The organism is Actinobaculum sp. oral taxon 183 str. F0552, assembly GCF_000466165.1.
Taxonomy (GTDB): domain Bacteria; phylum Actinomycetota; class Actinomycetes; order Actinomycetales; family Actinomycetaceae; genus Peptidiphaga.
This window is the reverse complement of record NZ_KE951409.1, coordinates 43,861-62,108: the sequence shown is the minus strand read 5'-3', so window position 1 is coordinate 62,108 and position 18,248 is coordinate 43,861. Positions and strand designations below refer to the sequence as shown.

Here is an 18,248-nt window from a genome sequence, read left to right as displayed (position 1 = left end):
GCCGGCTCGATCCCGGCCCCCGGCCCCCGCCCGGGAGCCGGTTGCGCCGCCCGAGGGGGTTCGGGGCGCCGCCCCGGCGTCCGGCGCCTGCGAGGCCGGCGAGTCTCCAGTCGGGCCGGCCTCGGCCAGAAGCAGCCTCGCGCACAAGAGCTCGAGCTGAAGGCGCGGCGAGGTCGCGCCTACCATCCCCTTGAGCGCGTCGTTGGTCAGGTCCGCCGCCCGCGAGGCGCCGCGCGCCCCCAGGTGCTCGGCCTGGACGAGCATCCGCTCGTACTGGTCGCGGGGAACCGAAGTGAGGACGTCGTCGGCCTGCTCGCCCGCCAGGGAGACCACGATGAGGTCGCGCAGCCGCTGCAGCAGGTCCTCGACGAATCGGCGCGGATCATGCCCGGACTGGACGACCCTTTCGACCACGGCGAACAGGCTCGCCCCGTCGCGGGCGGCGACGGCCTCCACCGCGTCGTCGAGGAGGGAGGCGTCGGTGAAGCCCAGGAGGGCGATCGCCTGGTCGTAGGCGAGCTCCCGCTCTTCGGATCCGCCGATCAGCTGGTCGAGAACGGAGAGGGAATCGCGCACGGAGCCGCCGCCTGCCCGTACGACGAGCGGCAGGACTCCCGCGCCGATCTCGATGCCCTCGTCAGCGCAGATGCCGGACATGAACGCTTCGAGGGTCTCGGGCGGGACGAGTCGGAAGGGGTAGTGGTGGGTGCGCGAGCGGATCGTCCCGATGACCTTTTCGGGCTCCGTCGTGGCGAAGACGAATTTGACGTGGTCGGGGGGTTCCTCGACGAGCTTGAGGAGGGCGTTGAACCCCTGGTTGGAGACCATGTGGGCTTCGTCGATGATGAAGATCTTGTAGCCGTCCCGTGCGGGGGCGAAGGCGGCGCGTTCGATGAGCTCGCGGGCGTCGTCCACTCCGCCGTGGCTCGCGGCGTCCATCTCGACCACGTCGAGGCTCCCTCCCCCGGCCAGGGAGAGCTCGCGGCAGGATTCGCATTCGCCGCACGGGGTGTCCGTGGGGGCCTGCGCGCAGTTCAGGCAGCGCGCGAGGATCCGCGCAGACGTGGTCTTCCCGCAGCCGCGCGGGCCGGAGAAGAGGTAGGCGTGTGCCGTTCTGCCAGCCCGCAGGGCCGCCATGATGGGCCTCGTGACGTGTTCCTGGCCGATCACGTCCTGGAATCTCTGCGGGCGGTATCGCCGGTACAGTGCCATGCTCACGCCACCAGTCTACGGGCAGGCGCCGGCGTTCTCACCGGCTTCGACGCCGTACCGTGCACCGCCCCGCCTTACCGATCGACATCGCGATCATCATTCGACCGCAGTGACGACGATGCTGATATAGGATCGATGTGGCAGCATGATGCTGCCATTCGCTTCTACGAAAAGGAGAGCGGGAATGTCCCAAGGTTCCTATGACCTGGTTTTCAATTCGGATTCCGTGACGGTGGTGGCAGATACCGTCTCGGCGGACAGCCAGGTTTACAACAACATTTCGGCCGGCATCGGGAAGATGACGGACGACGTCGACTCCACGATCCTGCTTCTTCCAATCGATCAGATTGGGGAGGGAAGTCACACCCGCAACGAGGGAACCAACGAGTTGAAGCATACGCTGGAGCACATCGTCACCATGATGAAACATGCCACGCATGAGCTGTCGGACGCCTGTGCCCTTGTCGGCTTGGGCGTCAAAGGCGCCGTTGAGGACTTCGATTCCACGGAGTCGAACATCACTCAGAAATTCAAGTTCATGATGTCCAGCAAACCGGTTCAGTGAACGGTTTTCCATCGAAATTTTGCGGCTTGGAAGATGCGAAGCCGATTCCACCGGGCAGCCGGTATGAGAACTGCATAAGACGCATGGCAAGGGCTTCGGAATCGTATGGCTCCCGCGCATCCTCGGGCCCCTTCGCGGTTTTGAACCCGTTTCGGGCTCATTGTGAGCGAAGGGGTGGCGGTAATAAGATACGTCTATGAAAAAACAATGGGCGAAGCTATGGTGTTCTGCGATCGCATCGGTCGTCTTTCTGGCGGCGGCCGGATGCGCCGGCCAGTCCAAGCCAGCCGAGTCGGCTTCAAGCACGACGCCGTCGCCGAGTACGAGTTCGTCGCCGACGCCATTCGTCAAAGGCACGCGGATGAGGATCCCGGGCAAGCTCTCAATCGTGGTCCCCGATGGATACATCGCCTACACAGCCGAACAGACTCGCCGATCTTTCCATCCCATCGTTATCGTACCTCGGGGAACCCCGATTGAAAAAGCCGACAAAACTCCACAACGTTTAGAAATACTTACATACTTCACTAAAGAAAATGCCGAAAAAAATCGAGATAACCATTTCAATGACTATACCAATTGGAAACAAATTAGCGAATTAAGGAAAGAAAATGCTATAAAAATTAATAATAGTATTTTATATGGAATATATTACAAACGAACAGATGAAACAGGAACAGTGTCACGTCAAACCTGGTATAGAACCGTAGGAAATAGCGGATGGAAAATCAGTATTATCGGATCCAACAATACTGAAAATATTCCACAAGAGCTTCTCGACGCCATGCGAACAATAGAATTCGCTAAGCAAAAGCAAACCGATTCCGACTAATGCCCATCCCGAGTGGCATCCTTCCGGCTTTGTTCAGCAGTCCGCAGTAAGTCGTCGATCTTCTTGCTCGCTTCGCCGAATGCCTTCCCCTGGCCGGACGTCAAACCTTGATCGCTGCCCATCCAATCTTCATATTGCGACTTTGCTACCGAATTCATCTTCACGTAAGGCTTGAGAGATCCGTCCGCATTGAGCGGAGAGTTATCTTCTCCGGCTCCCGCTCCCCATCTCTGCTGCGGTGTCTCGGCTCCAGAAGGCCACGTATTGGCTTCGGAAGCCGCCGCGAGGAACTGACTCTTCATCGTCAGAGCCACACCGTTATGAGCGTCGACAACTTTATAGTGGGCAGTCGCCGCATTAGACGTCGGCAGCATAGTTTCCAAAATCTTGGGAAGACCCCAATCTTTCCCCGCATTTATATTCAGCATTGTTCCGGCTTTCCGCCAGTCAGGAAGACCGGTTATGGAAACTAAATTACCGAATGGAACAATCGATACGCCTTTAGATACTAAAGACTGAATATATCCATTATTTTGATCTAAAACTTTTTTCATATTTTCGTTTGCATTCTGTGGAGCCACCGTCAAAGTCTCCAAAGTGTCCGTCCATGAGGCCACAGTCGTTTTGAGTCCAATGTAGTTGCGATCACGCATGTTTTTTACCATGTCAACATGCATTTGAGCCATAGAATGATTTATCATGGTTTTAGAAGCTTGTTTGTCAATGGAGACATCAACAAGAACGCCATCAAGCCCTTTTAGTCTTGATATATCATATGCGCTTACTCTTAGCATGTATTCACCTGGACGATCCGGATATTCGCTGTAATGTAAAAGATCCGCTTTGCTAGATTGCATTTGGTAAGCTATATCATGCATATACGGTCCAAGTATTGCCCCTGATATCCTCCTCAGGTGGGAGTGACTATAGCCGAATCTGCTCTGACCTCTGTTAAAACCTCCAGCGTCCATAGCTTCTTTATAACCATCAATGTATTCATGCAGTACTGTAAAATTTTCTTTATGTCGGCGCGCATCAGGCATGGATGTCACTTCATAAACTATTTTGCCAAGATGTTCACCTTTGTCAGGATAATGAATTTCACCGCCAGATAACTTATAACGTCCTCCAACTAAATATTTGGTCACATTTTGATCGTTTCCACCTTCAATTCCTACATTTGACGACAAAAATGTTCTATTCATCTGTGGATCGCCGTCCATACCGTGCAGAACATTAGCAACTGGATCCCATGTACCTAAAGGTGGTTTGCCATAGGATGTAAATGATACCTTTGTATCGTTAGTATCATGCATACCGCTCGCTTTGTAATCACGCAGATAATTTCTACTGTACTGTGCTTTTTGCTCGTAATCCCATTTAAGCAAATCATGCATCACATTATGTTTGCCATTGACGAATTCTCGTGAAAATGTCAACTCAGGGTGTTCACAAGCCCCAAGTCCCCAAGCTTGAGCAAGAAATACATAGCCGCGTGATTCTTTCTTCACCGTGCTTGAACTATAAACTCCTAAATTGTGAAATGGTTTTGCATCGAAGCTACTACGTCCTATTTTTTTGATTTGTTCTAAATATCCCTCTTGCCATTCAGAAAGGGATTTATGGATGATTTTCCCATTTTCTCCCTCTACTTTTACTTCCATTGTCGAGCCATAAGATCGCCAGGCATTCCACATTGCTACGCGCTCTCGTTGGTGAGGATCCGATGAATTCGCATCCAAATCGCGAGGAATCGATCCCGTGGCCAGCATCGTCCCACTGCCCATCGCGGACAGCGCCTTTCCTACGGCTTGACGCTGCGCCGAATCCGGATCCAAACGATCCGCGTTCGCAGCGAACGATGCGATTTTACCTGGACCGTATTTCATAGCAAATGCATTTGCCAGAAACGGATCCGTACCCAACCGCTTAGCATATCGGGAATTGAATTCATCCAAGCTTTCCTTTCGAGTGTTGCCATTTTTGTCTACATCCGACAATAATTTCACTGCATCGTCTGCATCTCTGTTCGCATCGGTCACACGCGTTTGAGTGGCGATAAACCCTCCACCGTCACCGAACATGGCAACACCCACATTGCGTCGAACATCAGCATCATTATGCCCTGTAGTCTTGGAAGATGGCAGAAATTCCTCCAATTTCTTTTTCAATTCCACCGCCGTTGCTGCAGCTAAAGCGTCTAAGGCCCTAATGTCCTTATTGTATGCCTTTGCAATCCTTTTCTGAGCGGAGTCGAGTTCATTTTCAACATCTTCCGCCTTAGGATAGCAAATGTTCTTATCTATAGCCTGACCAGGCTTCGGAACTAAAGCCATTCTATTATCGTAAGTACTTTTTGCTTGATCCCAATCACTTTGATGTTTTTTAATTTTATTTTGAGTGTTCGAATAAGCTTCATTATAATTTTCTAACTTTTCATGAATGAATTGTTCTATTCCAGCTGCTTTATGCGCGGCTGATTTAATCAATGAGGCTTCTCGTGCGTACGCTTCCTTAGCGCGACCACTCCATACGTCGGACTGAGAGCCAATCCTCCCCGAAACCGTGCTGCCATCACGAGCGACGTCCGTCTCGAGGATAGCCCCGGCCAAGTTTTTGAATGCGATGGCCAGTCCGTGGATATCCGCTTTGTCCAAAGACGGCAACTCGTCGGCACCGCCGGTAAATGACACATATGCCATCGTGAATACCTCGTTTCTCCGCCGGATCCAGAGGATTCGGAAGGTTCAGGAAATTTTCTGCATAAGGCTACTTCCCTGTGTACCACTTCGGTGAGTTGCATTTCAATATTCCAGCACTTTCGATTTCCAAACTAATTCGATCACATTTTCGATTCAATGTTTTGAATGTCATTCAATTTCATTGATATATCGGGTTTCGATTGCTACAAAACAGTTCGGCAGCTTTCTGGGATAACTTTCATCGGTAAGGTGGCTGCGCAGGAACCAGTTTGAATTTCCGCGAAACGAGTCTTGCGGCGGATATGACTTTCGCTTACGCTCATAGTTCGCATCTTCGTTCGATCCGATCGCACTCAGGCCGGTTTCGGCGCTCCTCTCCCAAAGCTTTTCGCAGCCCAAGGCGGCCCCGAAAGCGGAAGGAAAAGGGTAGGCGAAGGAAATGAAAAGGACTTCCCACGCACCCGCCAGAGCCCGCATACCCTTGCTGCCTTCCAGCCCTGGGGGAGTTTTGCGGGATGACGCCGCGTGGGAAGCCACGTCCAGATTACCCGACCGGCCAGCGGCCCGCCAGCCGCACCGGTCCCTCCGCGGCCTGGTTCTGCCAGCCAGCGGACATTCGGCTCCGCGTCACGCGTCTGCGTCCTAGAGTGGGGGCATGAGCATCGACATCCCTGGCATGGGCACGGCGGATTGGCTTGGCGCCCTCGACAATCTCGATCTTCTCGCCACCCCGGTGGCCGCGTCCCTCACGGCCGTCGCGGAGCGCGAGCCGGACCTGGCGGCGCAGGCCGTGGTGGCCGCGATCGATCCGGAATTCGCCGACACCGACGCCATGACGGCGCGCTACGCCATGGATCTGCGCCTCTCGTGCAACTGCGTGCTCGTGGCGGGCAAACGCGAGGGGCAGGAGCGCATCGCGGCGGCCGTCGTCCGCGCGACGACGAAGGCCGACGTCAACCACGTCATCAAGAGGCTCCTGAACGTGCGCAAGGCCTCCTTCTGGCCGCAGGAACGGGCCGTGGAGGCCTCGGGGATGGAGTACGGCGGGATCACCCCCGTCGGGGTGCCGGAGGGCTGGCGTCTGCTGCTCGACACGCGCGTCGTAGAAGGCTTCGCCGTGATCGGCTCGGGGCTGCGCTCCTCCAAGCTGGCGCTGCCCGGCGAACTCCTGGCGAGGCTGCCCGGCGCCGAAGTGGTCGAAGGCCTGGCCACCGAGTAGGCCGCCGGCAAACTGAGTAGGTCGCCGGCAATCGGCGCCTGCCGGCACAGCCGGTCGGCTCCTTTACGCAGTAAGGCAAAGGTGCTTCGAATCGCGCTTGGAGCCAGGCTACGCCTCTTCGCTCAAGGCGAGGCCTTCGCGAGCGCACTCGGGCTCCTCACAGCCGACTAGCCTTCCGCTCAGCCCTCGCTTCCCAGCCGCGGGAAGGGCCGGAGCGAGAATACGACCTCGACGGGCACGTCGAAGTATTCGGCGATCTGCAGGGCAAGGCTGAGCGAGGGCGAGTACTCGCCCCGCTCCAGGTAGCCGATCGTCTGGTAGTGGACTCCCAGGGCCTCGGCGAGTTCGCGACGCGACGTGCCGCGCTCGGCCCGCAGCATGGCGATGCGATTGTGTATCGCCACTCAGTACCCCCTGGCCAGGAAGCGCTCCCGGGCGGCGGCCACCGAACTCCCGGAGACCCCGCGGATCATCTTGCGCATGAGGATCGGGGCGAGCACCAGCCCGGCCACCGCCCACGCGCCGAGCACCGCCAGGGATTCGAGGGTGTGCCATGACTCCCCGGCTTCCAGCGCCACCGCTTGCCCGGGCAGGAAGGCGGACCGCATCCCCAGCCCCAGCCAATAGACCGGGAAGGCCTTCGCGATCGCCTGGACCCATCCGGCCATGCCGACCACCGGGCTGAAGATCCCCGATATGATCATCAGGCCGTACAGGAAAACGATCGGGATCACGAGGGCGACGGAGCTGCTGATCAGGCACCCGATCACTGCGCCGATCGGAATGGAGCACACCAGGCCCAGCGCGCACCAGCCGAAGGCCGCCAACCATCTCAGCGGCTCGGAGGGGACCAGGCCTCCCAGGGCGAGGGCTCCCACGGCCAGGCTGACGAGGAAGCACAGCATGTTGGCGACGCACTGGTAGAAGGTCTTGCCGACGACGTATCCGGTGATCCCCCTCGGGACGGCTTTCATCCGGACGAGCGAGCCGTCCTCCTTCTCCGCGAGGATCTCGCCGGCGACCCCGGCGAACCCGCCTATCACGAGGCCGAAACCGAGCAGCCCCGGGAAGGAGTATCCCATGCCCGTCAGGGTGAAGCCGCTGTCGGTCTCCTGGCCCGGGGCCAGGAAAAAAACGACGATAAGCATGACGGGGATCGTCATCAGGCTCACCATCGTGCCGCCGGTCATGGAGTTGCGCAGGTCGATCAGGCCCTGGCGCATGCCGCAGCGCAGCACGCCGATGGCGGTTGTCACGCGGGTATTCGCATTCACGCGAGGCTCCCTTCCCCCGCCGCGTCCAGTATGGCGAGCGTGTTCCTCTGCACGTCCGTCGCTGTGCCGCCTTCGGCCTGCCGGACCAGGCCGATGTAGGCGTCTTCGAGCGTGGCCCGTCGGACTTCCAGATCCTCGACGCGGCCGTCCCCGGCCAGCAGCCCGCGGAGGAAGCCCGTGGCGTCGGGTGTGGCGTGGACGTGCCGCTGGGCTCCGTCGGACCAGCGGACCTCGGCCTGCCCGAAGTCGAGGCGGCGCAGCTGGTCCGGCGAGCCGTCCGCGATGATCCGGTGTTCGGCCAGAATGAGGATCCGGCTGGCCACATCCTCTGCCTCGCTGAGGTCGTGGGTGGTCATGAGGATCGTCGTGCGATCGTCGGCCAGGGATTGGATGATGTCGTGGAAGCCGCGGCGGGCCAGCGGGTCGAATCCCGCGGTCGGCTCGTCGAGGAAGAGGACCTCCGGCCTGCCCACGAGCCCGGCGGCGACGTCGAGACGGCGCCGTTTGCCGCCCGACAGCTGCCCGATCCTCTTCGACTCCTCCTCGGCCAGGCCGACGGTGCGAAGCAGGTCCGGAGTCGGCCACGGGCGCGGAACCTCGGCGGTGGAGAAGGGCCGGTAGTAGGAGCCCAGGTAGTCGAGGAATTCGCCGACCCGCCATTTCGCGTGGTCGCGCCAGGATTGCAGGACGGCCCCGACCCTGGCCCGCCAAGCTTCGCCGGCCTCCCACGGGGTGGCACCCAATACCTTCACCCTCCCGGAGGAGGGCGTGCGCAGGCCTTCGAATATCTCGATCGCGGTGGTCTTGCCCGCGCCGTTGGGGCCGAGGAAAACGACCACCTCGCCGCGGAGAACCGTGAAGTCCAGGCCGTCGAGGACGAGGTTGTCTCCGTAGGCGACGCACAGGCCGGCGACCTCGACGGCCTTGACGGCGCCGACATCGGACCCTGCGCCCGGATCAGTGCCGGGCCCCGGGCCCGACTGAAGATCTACAGCAGTCATAGTCCGGAATATAGTAGAGGTACTACATCCTGTCAATGGACTGCTCCGCCGGAACGTGTACTCGAGGTCGGCCAGGTGATCGGGCGATGCCGGCCGGATGCTCAAGCGAGACCAGACAGATGCTCGGGTAAGGCCGGACAGATGCTCAGGCGAGACTGGCCGAACGGCAGGCGAGATCGGAGATTGCCGGATTGCGCGCCATCGGCTACCATAGATCAGCGCAATCTTTGCGCCCCAGGAGGATTCGCCTAGTGGCCTATGGCGCACGCTTGGAAAGCGTGTTGGGTGCAAGCCCTCGGGGGTTCGAATCCCCCATCCTCCGCCACAGTCAACTTATACAGACCCTAGTCATAAAGTGACCAGAGGTCGTTTGTTGCGGGGCTGGCCGGGGTTCTGCTGCCTTTTTCCTTGATGCTACTTATGCAGAGCCAGACTCTCAAGTAGCGAAATAGGCGTAAGAAAGTGGCGGGAAGACGTCTTGGGATATATTTTCTGACTTGGCGTCTTCAGGCACGAGTAGCGTGTAAAGGCACCTGCTCACCTCTGCCGCCGGGGGAGTTGGGCAGTCTTTAGTCGTGGCATGCTGCGTAGTTCAAGATTCCCGTTTGCAGTTACTCGTCGGCCAATGGCAGAGCGCCATACGGGCGCACCAGGAAGACGTGACGACGTGCGCGTGTGATGGCGACTCGTAGCAATCGACGTGCGCTTTCACGCTCCGAAGGTGAGGCCTTCTCGCGGAAAAAGGCGTCAGCGCTTTTCGGGTGGCCGTCGACGATTACGACTCCGTCGAACTCTTTCCCTTTCGCTTTGTGCACCGTCATCAGGGAGCAGCCGACGGGCTCGCGATAATCTGATTGGAGGGACTGCATGCTAAGTGGCCGACGAAGCAGACGAGAGGCGTTGATGTAGTTGCCGTGCCTATCCCACAGATCACTCAAACAGCCGCCTATCTGATCCGTTGCCCTGAACAATCGAACAAACTTCACATCACCAAATACATGGTTCAGCTTGCCGGTTGTTGTATCTAGTAAAACGCGAGCTTTCAGCCAATCGTCTGCCGGACGGCCGATAAATAGTGACTCACTGTCATAGACCTTCTCAAAGTGTTTCGTCACCTCACACCTTAGTTTATCGCCAGCTTTGAGGCTTTTTGCCGTGTTAGAATATTTTTTAGAAGCTTCCTGGGCATACTTAACCCCTTTAGAGTTTGACGCGTTCTTTATATCGAAGTATTCAGCAATCAGCTCGAACGTTTGGGCCAAAGCCGTCACCTTGGGAAGTGCCGTCCACTCCAGAATAGATGCGACAACCAGAGCGGCAGCGGTCGTCAGACCGGTATCCCAGAGGACGTCGTGCACAATCGGCTTCATCGGGCGGCTTCTGAACTCATGATCTTGAGAGAGGCAGTCGGACGTCTTCGCCACCATTGCATTGGTTCGCGCAAGAACCGCCACAGAAGGTCGCTCGAGGCCTTCCTTTCGTAGTTTCGATAACGTTGAAACTACGGCAAAATGTACACTCTTGTCAAAGCTATTCGGGTAGTAAGTAATCGTCTCGATCTCGCCGATGCTACCGGGAAAAGCTTTGTTGTGGAGGACTGCGTTGGCGTAGGCGAGGATCCCCGAGTTCGGGCTGCGATGGTTATTGCCTCCCAAATCAAACTCCGCCGGTCTGAGATCGTTGCGAAGATGGTGAAGCCGCTCAGCGCTCACATGTTTGTCGTAGTCAAAGATGCGCTGATCAGGATCGGCAAGGAACACCATGCGTGACAGCAGAGACAAAGTCTTGACCAGCTCCCACTGAGAGTCGTTGGTGTCCTGAAACTCATCAAGGATAACAACTGGATACTTGTCTGCGATGAGCTTTGCAACCGCCTTTGAGCCAACGAGGAGCTTGTTTGCCGCCGATGCGAACTCGCCGAAAACATAGCGGCCTTCCTCTGCGGCCAAACGCTTGGCTTCCTTCTCCCAAAGTCCGGAGTGACATGATTTAAGAAGTGTTTCCTCGCTTGGATACAGAATCCGCGGAGGAGTGCCAGTGAGCAGTCTGCCGTGTGTTTTCAGAATGTCAAGGGCAAATGAGTGGTAGGTGCGCACCTCGATTGACCGCTGCTCTTCTGCATTCAGCAGGTCACGACATCTGATCTCAACCTGTCGAACGGCTGCCCGAGAAAAGCTCAGAAACAGAATCGCTTGTTCAGGCGCAAGCTCCGAGACGTACGACTTTGCCTTCAGCAGTGACAGTGTTGTCTTGCCGGAACCAGGGCCGCCAAGCACCAACACAGGACATTCACTCTGTAGCGCGTTCTCGGCGGTATCTGATAACTTCATGCCGGCAGGCCCACCGTCATTCATTGTCAGGTTGCCCATCTGAAGCAGTCTCGGATGACATCGTCGTCTCGCCTTCGGATCGAATGGGATTACTTTGTGTCGAAGGAGTTAGATATCTGTCGATATAGAGTAAAGCGTAGCGAATAAACGAAGGCAATTCGTTTTCGCTCTGGCATTGTTCAATAAGGATCGCAGCATAACCGTAACCGTACGAGTCGCCTTTTCGCGCTTTTAACACCTTTTGAGCAAGAGCCTTTAGCTCCTTTCCCTCCATCGACGCGTTATACCCGCAGTTCGCCGGATAGTCAGGACGAGGCGATACTTTTTTAAAGAAACCGTGCAGGACGCTTTCAGGCACCTGGTCCACTAGGATGCGTTCGACTCCTGATTCCGGTGACTCCCAGAACTTGTCATATGCATCAATATTGTCTCTAGTGCCAGGCTGATCTTGGCGGTTAGGCTTGTCTCGCATGCCGAAGACCGGTTTGCCAAGCGCTTTAAAGATCGGTCCATACTTTGGCGCTTCCTGGTCGCCTCCAGCGTTGAAAAGTGACACGCCAGATAAGTCGATATGGGAGTAGCCGGCATGGAATCTTTCGAGTGCTATTGAAGTGGCGTTGACGGCCGCTACTTCTGTCGCCCCTTCGACAACGAAAACCGCTCGGCTGAGAATAGCCTCTGCAAACTGCCGTCGTTGAGCTCGATAGTTTTTTTGTTCGATGGCGCTACGGTCGATTGGCTTGCCCGTAAAGCAGCTCTTATCGTCGCGACCAAGAACGACGACATTTTCGGCTTCGTATTGCTCAATGATGTAAGGCGAGTGTGATGTGACGATAGATTGCCCCATCTCCTGAAGAACATACTTCACTACCCGTCGCTGGATGTGCGGTGGCAAGGCGATCTCAGGCTCTTCCATTACAAATATGGCTGAGTTCTGCTCCTTCAAATCGGCGATCATTGTCAGCAGGGCGAATACGAGCAAGTTAACTGACCCGGTCCCCTGTCTACTGAAAGGGACGGGGTAGTTGCTCGGCCAAGTCGCGATAAATAGTTTGACAACCTCACGGAGGTTGTCACGAGTTAAGTCAGAGGCGTAAAAGGAAGTCTGGTCGCCTTCAGAAGCGAGATTGATGAAACGGCCAAGACGCTCTTGCAGCTGAGCGCGGATCGACTTAAGCTGCCTTATCTCTCCAATTGCCGGATTGAGTTCTTTGAGCGAGCGAAGTGCTGCTGGCCACATGTTTGCGCCACCTTGTTCGCCAAGCCGAAGAATCGTATCCAGCAGTGAGCCACGTTGTAAGCTCAACGCCCGTGAGCCGGTGCGCAGTGCGCGTAGATAGATGAATCCACAGTCCCGCTTGTGAGCGCGGGTGAATATAGAACGCCCTTGCCCCAATGAAGCTTTCTCTTCGTCACTCAGACTATCTGGATCATCCAGCGGGTGGTCAAAGAAGGTATCGCCGACGAAATCGTCTTCCTCAGGGTCGTATCGACCAATGAAAACGACTGGAAGCGCCCAGTCGACGTTTGGATCATCGGCGTGGGAGATACCGTCGACTTCTTCGTCCACAAACGTCAGCTCATCCTCATTCCAGAGACGAAGGTGTTGGTGAAAGCGTAGCTGCTGCTTAAGATTTAGACTTGTTAAAACGACGCGAATAACGATTTTAAGAAAAGAGCCGTCATCTTTTTGATATCTACCGCGGTAAAAGTCATGTTCATCAATAACTGGTCGATGATAAAGACGCTCTGGTCCTAGAACCAGTTCTAGGGCTTCACATACAGTTGACTTACCAATATTGTTGCCTCCAACAAGAAGTGAATGTTTTTTAAATATTACATGTCCACTAGCAATGCCACGAAAGTTTTTAATATCTAATATTTGAATACGCATTTAATCACCCGCTGAATAGATTGGAAATGAACACACTCCATGGGGAGTATATTGAAGTATATTCTTGCGGAATCTAAAAGTCCAGTTTTCAAGAAAATTTGATGCGAAATAAATCATATTTAATGTATGTTAATACATTAACTTGAAATTTAATGTTTTATCATATATTGATATTGTTAATTAAATTTACATAAAATAATCTAAACTTAGCATTGTTTTTGAAGTCGATTGATATGGTAATATAACACTATACATTTTTGTACGAATGTTACAACATCAACGATATTTTTATCGATCAGTTAGTTTCTGTGGCGAGCGACGTAGAATGTCGCTGGCCTGTCACGAGAAAGTTGTCCTTAAGCCAAACAGAAAAATGAGAACGCACCGGCGGAGCGGTCAAAAGCCGGCTCCGAAAGCTCGAAACCGCGCCGCACTCCTGGACGTCGTATGCCGGTTAGAATCCGAGTGTGAGCGGCATGCGATCTGCGGCATCCTCCCGGGCCCCAGCAGGGGCATCCTCCGGCGGAACCCGACCGGAGGCTCCCTCCTGTGCGGCAACCTCCCGCGGCCTGGTGCAGGCGCCGGATTCGCGGCTCGCCCGGTGGGAGCGGATCACCGAGTGGCCGCTGACCTTCGCCGCGGTTCTGTTCCTGGCCGTCTACTCGGTGGAGGTGATCGGGGACCTGCGCGGACGCGACCATCTCGCGGCGGAGACCGCTATCGACATCGTGTGGGCCGTCTTCGCCGCCGACTACGCCGTCCGGCTCCGCCTGGCCCCCGATCGGGGACGCTGGTTCGCCCACCACCTGCTCGACCTGGCCGTCGTCGCCCTCCCCCTGCTCCGACCCCTGCGCCTCCTGCGCCTGGCCACCCCGATCAGCGTCCTGCAGCGGACCGCGGGCCTTGCCCTGCGCGGGCGGATCGCCGTGTACACGGCGGGAGCGGCGATCCTGCTGACCTACGTGGGGGCTCTGGCGACGCTCGACGCGGAGAAGCACGCGCCCGGGGCGACGATCACAAGCTTCCCCAAGGCCCTGTGGTGGGCATTCGTCACCATCACCTCGGTCGGCTACGGCGACCACATCCCCACGACGGGAACCGGACGCACCGTCGCCGCCCTCCTCATGATCGCCGGGATCGCCGTGATCGGCACCGTCACGGCGACGCTCGCATCCTGGATCGTCAGCCGGGTCGCCGAGGAGACCGCCGAAGAGGAAGCAGCCACCCGCCAGCAGGTCGCCGCGCTGCAACGCCAGGTCGCCGCGCTGCAACGCCAGGTCGCCGACCTGACCGGCCGGATCGCCGCCCTGCAGGCGAGCGTGGGCCCGCCTCCGGGCGGCTCGGAAGGCCCTGACGGCCAGACGGACCCTGGCGGTTCGTAAGGCCCGGGCGGCTCGGCAAACCCTGACGGCTGGGCGGATCCGAGTACCCCAGCAGATTCGGGCAGTCTGATGAATCCGGGCGGTCCGTCGGCGGAGAACCCGGGCGGCACGTTGGATTCGGGCAGCACTGCACCGGGCTCAAGCAGTCCGACAGTTCCGCATGGCACGCCGCCGGGCCCGGCAGGCAGGCCGTCGGCACCGGACGCCTCGGCCGCTGCCGGCGGCGCAGGCCGACCATACGGGCCCGACCATGCAGGCCGGATTCGCAGAGGCTGAAAGGTTGCACTCGGAGAGGATGACCGCGCCCTCGTATAGGGTCCGCTCCGCAGGCCGGGCGGCTTCCCGAGGACTCGGACGATCGCGGGGCGGATGCACACGCGGGCCGTGGCGCGCCCATCGGCGAACGCCGGGACGGATCCACGGACAGGCGAAGATCGCACTCGGGCAGGTCTCGCCGCTCGGCCCCTTCTAGATTGCCCGCGGGCAGGCGGAGATCGCCCCGCCGTCGGGCATGCAGACTCCAGCCCTCTCGACTACCGTAGAGGCTGTGAACGAAGGAACCTCCGCACGCGACGACTACCGTCGCAAGATTCAGCAGCGCCAAACCGTCCTCTTCGGCACGATCTCCGCCGTCCTGGCGCTCCTCATGGTCCTTGCGATGCTCGTGTGGACCGGGATTCTTCCCTTTCCCTTCAAGCAGAAGTTCTCCGAAGCCCCCGACCCGAACAAGGTCATCACGCCCTGCATCTCCTCCGACGCGAAAGCCACCGAACTCAATACCATCACGGTCAAGGTATTCAACTCGACGAATCGCACAGGGCTGGCCGGAGCCGTCGGGCAGGAGCTGACGGCTCGGGGCGTGAGCGTGGCGCAGACCGAGAACTGGAAGGGCGGCTCGAAATTCACCGCCTCCGCGCGGATCGCCACCGGGCCGCGGGGCATCAACGCCGCCTACACCATCGCGCAGTACTTCCCGAAGTCGGTGATCCAGTACGATTCCTCGATGTCCGACGAGATCATCTCCATCGTGGTGGGTGACGGATACCAGGACGTCCTGACCGCCGACCAGGTCAAGAAGGACAACCCCGAGGGGAAGCTGAAGTCGGCCCCGGGCTGCGTCAACGTCTCGAAGGCCGGAGCCAACTGACGCCGACGCCGGTTGCCGCGGGGACCGGCTGGCCTCAGCCTAGTCAACCGACCGCGTCGGGGCCAGACGCCGATTGCCGACTGATGACGCCCATCGCCGACTGATTGAGCGCCGCGGCAGTTGGGCTTGACTGGTCCGGCGTCGGGACCGCGTCCCGACGCCTCTCCAGGCCCTCCGCTTTCCAGGCTTTCTGTTACTCCTCGTCGGTTTGCCCCGGGGTCGCGGCTTCCCCGCTCTTCGTCGGCTTCCCGCCTTTCGCAGCCTCTTCGGCCGGGGCCTCTGGAGCCTCGCCTTCTGCGGCCTCGCCCTGCGCAGCCCGAGCATCCTCGTGTGTTTCGGAGGCGTCCTCGCGGGCTTCGGGGTGTGCGCGTTTTGCGGCGCTCCGGCGGCCCTTCCGTTCGTCCGCGCGTGAATGGAGCACGTCGAAGAATTCGACGACGATGTCGCCGTCCGGGTCGTAGTCGATGCCCAGGTCCTGGCACTCCTGGGCGAAGAAATCCTCGTGGGCGGCCTTCCAGGATTCGAAGGGGCCCTCGCCTTCGGCGTCGGAGATCTCGCTGTCGGCCTCCTGGAAGCCGACGACGCGGACCTCGCTGTTGCGCAGGAGGGCCAGCGGTTCGCCGCGTCCGTCGCACATGATCGCCAGGTCGCCCCGCTCGGGCAGGTCGATGCCTTCAGCCTCGTAGCTCGCGCGCCACCCCGACGTGGCGGTCTTCTCTCCGTCCAGCACGAGCTTGGCCAGCCTGTCCGCCAGTTCGGGCGTGTCTCCGAAGGAGAAGGCGGGCGGGCACAGGGAGGAGACGTCGTCCTGGCCGAGCACGGCCTCCAGCGGAGCGATGTGGCAGAGGTTGCGGGCGCGCACCCAGAACGCCTCCAAGGATTTCCGATCGGGGTCGGGGATCGTGGAGCCGACGGCCTCATCAGGGCCGGCGCTCGGCTCGGCCTCGTCCGGGCGGGCCTCATCCGATTCGGCTTCGCCAGGTTCGGCCTCGTCCGGGCGGGCTTTCTCGGCGCCATGCGCTTCGACCGTGCCCGGCTCGGCGTCTCCTGGCGCGCCGCCGCCCTCCTCCGGGCTGGCGTGCTCAGTGCCCGCGCGCTCGGTTTCCCGGGCGCACTTTTCCTCCCGGTCGCGCTCTTCGCCGTCGCGCATGGGCGTCTCCTCGCTCATGTGCTTCCTTCTCATAACCTTCCTTTCGCCGTCGTCTGACTCGGTCGCCGTCACCGTCCGCCGCCCTCGCGTCCCCGGTCACCGGGCGCGGCCGGCGACGCAGGCTCCTGCCGCGCGGATTCGGCGGGCCCGCCGCCTGCCGAGCCGCTGCCGCGTGCGGGGCCGCCATCCGCGGAATCGGCGGGCTCGCCAGCGGCTGCATCACCAGTCGAATCGCCGGCGGGCTGGTCGCCCTCTTCGCCCTCTTCGTCGCGGGCGGTCACGGACAGGCCTTCGATCCTCAGCGCCGCCTGGATCCACTGGGTGGTGAGGATCCGGGTGACCGCGTTGACCGCGAGTCCGCCGCCGAGGATCGACAGGAGCTTGCCTCGGGGCCGGCCCCATGAGCGCACCCCCGCCGCGAACGCCAGGACGCCGACGCCCGCCTGGACGGACGCCACGATCTCGGTGACGCGGGGATGCTCCAGGTAGACCTTGCGGTAGGCCCTGATCAGGTTCGACGCCGAGGCTCCCTCCCCCGCCACCGCGTGGGCGACGCTCGACTGCAGGCGGGCCGCGAACGGCTTGGGCTCGAAGAGCACCGCGCCCGGGATGACGCGGGGAACCAGCAGGCCGTGCAGGCAGTCGGCGACCTCACCCGGCAGTCCGAAGACCCTGACGAGCAGCTCCGGGGCCTTCTGGGTGTCTCCGGCGAGGATGGCGCGGATCGCAGCCGGGTCGACGGGCAGGAATCTGGCGATCCTCCCGGCGAAGGCGCCGGCTCCGAGTTCGTCGGCCGCGAAGGAGCGCGCGGCGGGCTCCGCCGCCAGCCACGGCAGGTACTGCAGGTCGTCGCTCCACGTCCAGGTCAGGCGCGTTCCGTCGGTGCGCACGGTGAGGATCGGGGTGTCCAGCCCCGTCGGGTCGACGCTCAGGACGAGCGCGAAGTCGGCGCTGGCCCCCGGCGCGTTCGAGCGGGCGGGCTTGGCTTCGGCGACGACCGCCGTCAACCCGTTGATCCGGAAGGCGGCCAGCTCGGTGTCCAGGCTCGCCGCCGCGCCGGGCAGCGCGCCGAAGGAGACGTCCGAGACGACGAGCAGCGGACCGTCGCCGAAGTCGGGGAGTTCGCCTTCGATCCCGTCGTCCTGCGCGTCCGGGCCGTCGAAGCCGCCCGCGGGGCCTCCGACGGTTCCGGCGGTGCCGGGCGAACCGCCTGCTCCGGAGGTTCCGTCGGGTGAGGCGGCGCCTGTCCCGGCGGTTCCAGGGGTTCCGGCGATTGAGAAGGTTCCGCCGGTCCCGGAGCCGCTGCCGGTCGGGGGTCGGTCTGCGGGGGCGCCGGCGGCCTGGCCGGCTCGCCGACCCGCGGCAGTCTCCGGGGCCGGGGTTCGATCCGCGTCCGTCTCCGCGCCCCGATCCTCGGCGGGCTCAGCGCCCGCCTCCGGGGCCGCAGGGCCCTCGCCAGGTTGGCCGAGCTCGACGGCTTGGAGGACGAGGCGGGGGTCGACGTCGTCGCCTTCGACGTCGACTTCACCGAGGTCGATGG

At 59.7% G+C, this 18,248-nt stretch carries 13 protein-coding genes, 1 tRNA gene, 1 other RNA gene and 1 pseudogene; 6 read left to right on the top strand and 10 right to left on the bottom strand.

The genetic code is table 11. From position 1 onward, the window contains the following. The coding region (locus tag HMPREF0043_RS01995; protein ID WP_156897478.1) for a DNA polymerase III subunit gamma and tau at window positions 1–1,218 on the bottom strand (1,218 nt) is incomplete at its 3' end. A gap of 178 nt (window positions 1,219–1,396) precedes the next feature. Here HMPREF0043_RS01995 and HMPREF0043_RS01990 point away from each other — a divergent pair. Together HMPREF0043_RS01990 and HMPREF0043_RS10940 are read left to right on the top strand one after the other, a co-directional pair. Beyond that, window positions 1,397–1,777 (top strand): hypothetical protein, encoded by a 381-nt coding sequence (locus HMPREF0043_RS01990; protein ID WP_021601138.1) that lies wholly within the window; start codon window positions 1,397–1,399, stop codon window positions 1,775–1,777. Between the two features lie 196 nt (window positions 1,778–1,973). After that, a complete protein-coding gene (locus HMPREF0043_RS10940; protein ID WP_021601137.1) occupies window positions 1,974–2,609 on the top strand; it encodes a hypothetical protein in 636 nt (211 codons plus the stop codon). Here HMPREF0043_RS10940 and HMPREF0043_RS10935 read toward each other — a convergent pair. Continuing rightward, the gene (locus HMPREF0043_RS10935) at window positions 2,606–5,311 is read right to left on the bottom strand and encodes a hypothetical protein (RefSeq protein ID WP_021601136.1); all 2,706 of its coding nucleotides are present in this window, start codon (window positions 5,309–5,311) and stop codon (window positions 2,606–2,608) included. The genes HMPREF0043_RS10940 and HMPREF0043_RS10935 overlap by 4 nt on opposite strands. A gap of 441 nt (window positions 5,312–5,752) precedes the next feature. Beyond that, window positions 5,753–5,849: signal recognition particle sRNA small type (gene ffs, locus HMPREF0043_RS10570), an RNA gene on the bottom strand. A 117-nt stretch (window positions 5,850–5,966) separates the two neighbouring features. Between ffs and HMPREF0043_RS01985 the strand changes: the two genes are divergently transcribed. Beyond that, window positions 5,967–6,530 carry a YbaK/EbsC family protein gene (locus HMPREF0043_RS01985; RefSeq protein ID WP_021601134.1) on the top strand — a complete coding sequence of 188 codons (564 nt, stop codon included), beginning with the start codon at window positions 5,967–5,969 and terminating at the stop codon, window positions 6,528–6,530. 179 nt (window positions 6,531–6,709) lie between these two features. Here the strand turns inward: HMPREF0043_RS01985 and HMPREF0043_RS01980 are convergent, their stop codons facing one another. From HMPREF0043_RS01980 to HMPREF0043_RS01970, 3 genes are read right to left on the bottom strand one after another with little or no spacing between them, the layout of a single operon-like run. Further along, entirely contained in the window at window positions 6,710–6,910 is a 201-nt protein-coding gene (locus tag HMPREF0043_RS01980; RefSeq protein ID WP_021601133.1) for a helix-turn-helix transcriptional regulator, read from the bottom strand. A 24-nt stretch (window positions 6,911–6,934) separates the two neighbouring features. Next, window positions 6,935–7,786: an ABC transporter permease gene (locus HMPREF0043_RS01975; protein WP_051317389.1), complete on the bottom strand. Its 852-nt coding sequence runs from the start codon at window positions 7,784–7,786 to the stop codon at window positions 6,935–6,937. A gap of 14 nt (window positions 7,787–7,800) precedes the next feature. Further along, window positions 7,801–8,805 carry an ABC transporter ATP-binding protein gene (locus HMPREF0043_RS01970; RefSeq protein WP_021601131.1) on the bottom strand — a complete coding sequence of 335 codons (1,005 nt, stop codon included), beginning with the start codon at window positions 8,803–8,805 and terminating at the stop codon, window positions 7,801–7,803. Window positions 8,806–9,042: 237 nt separating this feature from the next. Between HMPREF0043_RS01970 and HMPREF0043_RS01965 the strand changes: the two genes are divergently transcribed. After that, window positions 9,043–9,130: transfer RNA gene (locus HMPREF0043_RS01965), tRNA-Ser, on the top strand. Window positions 9,131–9,416: 286 nt separating this feature from the next. On the opposite strand, the gene HMPREF0043_RS10565 is transcribed toward HMPREF0043_RS01965, so the two are convergent. Both HMPREF0043_RS10565 and HMPREF0043_RS10560 read right to left on the bottom strand, forming a co-directional pair. Continuing rightward, entirely contained in the window at window positions 9,417–11,174 is a 1,758-nt protein-coding gene (locus HMPREF0043_RS10565; RefSeq protein ID WP_021601130.1) for a UvrD-helicase domain-containing protein, read from the bottom strand. Further along, the gene (locus tag HMPREF0043_RS10560) at window positions 11,152–13,029 is read right to left on the bottom strand and encodes an ATP-dependent nuclease (protein ID WP_021601129.1); all 1,878 of its coding nucleotides are present in this window, start codon (window positions 13,027–13,029) and stop codon (window positions 11,152–11,154) included. The genes HMPREF0043_RS10565 and HMPREF0043_RS10560 overlap by 23 nt, the downstream gene beginning before the upstream one ends. A 467-nt stretch (window positions 13,030–13,496) precedes the next feature. Between HMPREF0043_RS10560 and HMPREF0043_RS01955 the strand changes: the two genes are divergently transcribed. Both HMPREF0043_RS01955 and HMPREF0043_RS01950 read left to right on the top strand, forming a co-directional pair. Further along, window positions 13,497–14,411 carry an ion channel gene (locus tag HMPREF0043_RS01955; protein ID WP_232205988.1) on the top strand — a complete coding sequence of 305 codons (915 nt, stop codon included), beginning with the start codon at window positions 13,497–13,499 and terminating at the stop codon, window positions 14,409–14,411. A 547-nt stretch (window positions 14,412–14,958) separates the two neighbouring features. Beyond that, window positions 14,959–15,558: a LytR C-terminal domain-containing protein gene (locus tag HMPREF0043_RS01950; protein ID WP_040317629.1), complete on the top strand. Its 600-nt coding sequence runs from the start codon at window positions 14,959–14,961 to the stop codon at window positions 15,556–15,558. A 193-nt stretch (window positions 15,559–15,751) separates the two neighbouring features. Here HMPREF0043_RS01950 and HMPREF0043_RS10070 read toward each other — a convergent pair whose 3' ends face one another. Beyond that, window positions 15,752–16,726 (bottom strand): ASCH domain-containing protein, encoded by a 975-nt coding sequence (locus HMPREF0043_RS10070; RefSeq protein ID WP_051317388.1) that lies wholly within the window; start codon window positions 16,724–16,726, stop codon window positions 15,752–15,754. Window positions 16,727–16,776: 50 nt separating this feature from the next. Then, window positions 16,777–18,248, bottom strand: a pseudogene (locus tag HMPREF0043_RS11370) (hypothetical protein); the annotation flags it as partial.

Bases quoted from the DNA above. Each gene is read 5' to 3' on its own strand.
- HMPREF0043_RS10560 (WP_021601129.1), bottom strand. From the start codon at position 13,029: ATGCGTATTCAAATATTAGATATTAAAAACTTTCGTGGCATTGCTAGT.
- HMPREF0043_RS10940 (WP_021601137.1), top strand. From the start codon at position 1,974: ATGAAAAAACAATGGGCGAAGCTATGGTGTTCTGCGATCGCATCGGTC.
- HMPREF0043_RS10935 (WP_021601136.1), bottom strand. From the start codon at position 5,311: ATGGCATATGTGTCATTTACCGGCGGTGCCGACGAGTTGCCGTCTTTG.
- HMPREF0043_RS01980 (WP_021601133.1), bottom strand. From the start codon at position 6,910: ATGCTGCGGGCCGAGCGCGGCACGTCGCGTCGCGAACTCGCCGAGGCC.
- HMPREF0043_RS10070 (WP_051317388.1), bottom strand. From the start codon at position 16,726: ATGAGCGAGGAGACGCCCATGCGCGACGGCGAAGAGCGCGACCGGGAG.
- HMPREF0043_RS01985 (WP_021601134.1), top strand. From the start codon at position 5,967: ATGAGCATCGACATCCCTGGCATGGGCACGGCGGATTGGCTTGGCGCC.
- HMPREF0043_RS01990 (WP_021601138.1), top strand. From the start codon at position 1,397: ATGTCCCAAGGTTCCTATGACCTGGTTTTCAATTCGGATTCCGTGACG.
- HMPREF0043_RS01970 (WP_021601131.1), bottom strand. From the start codon at position 8,805: ATGACTGCTGTAGATCTTCAGTCGGGCCCGGGGCCCGGCACTGATCCG.
- HMPREF0043_RS10565 (WP_021601130.1), bottom strand. From the start codon at position 11,174: ATGGGCAACCTGACAATGAATGACGGTGGGCCTGCCGGCATGAAGTTA.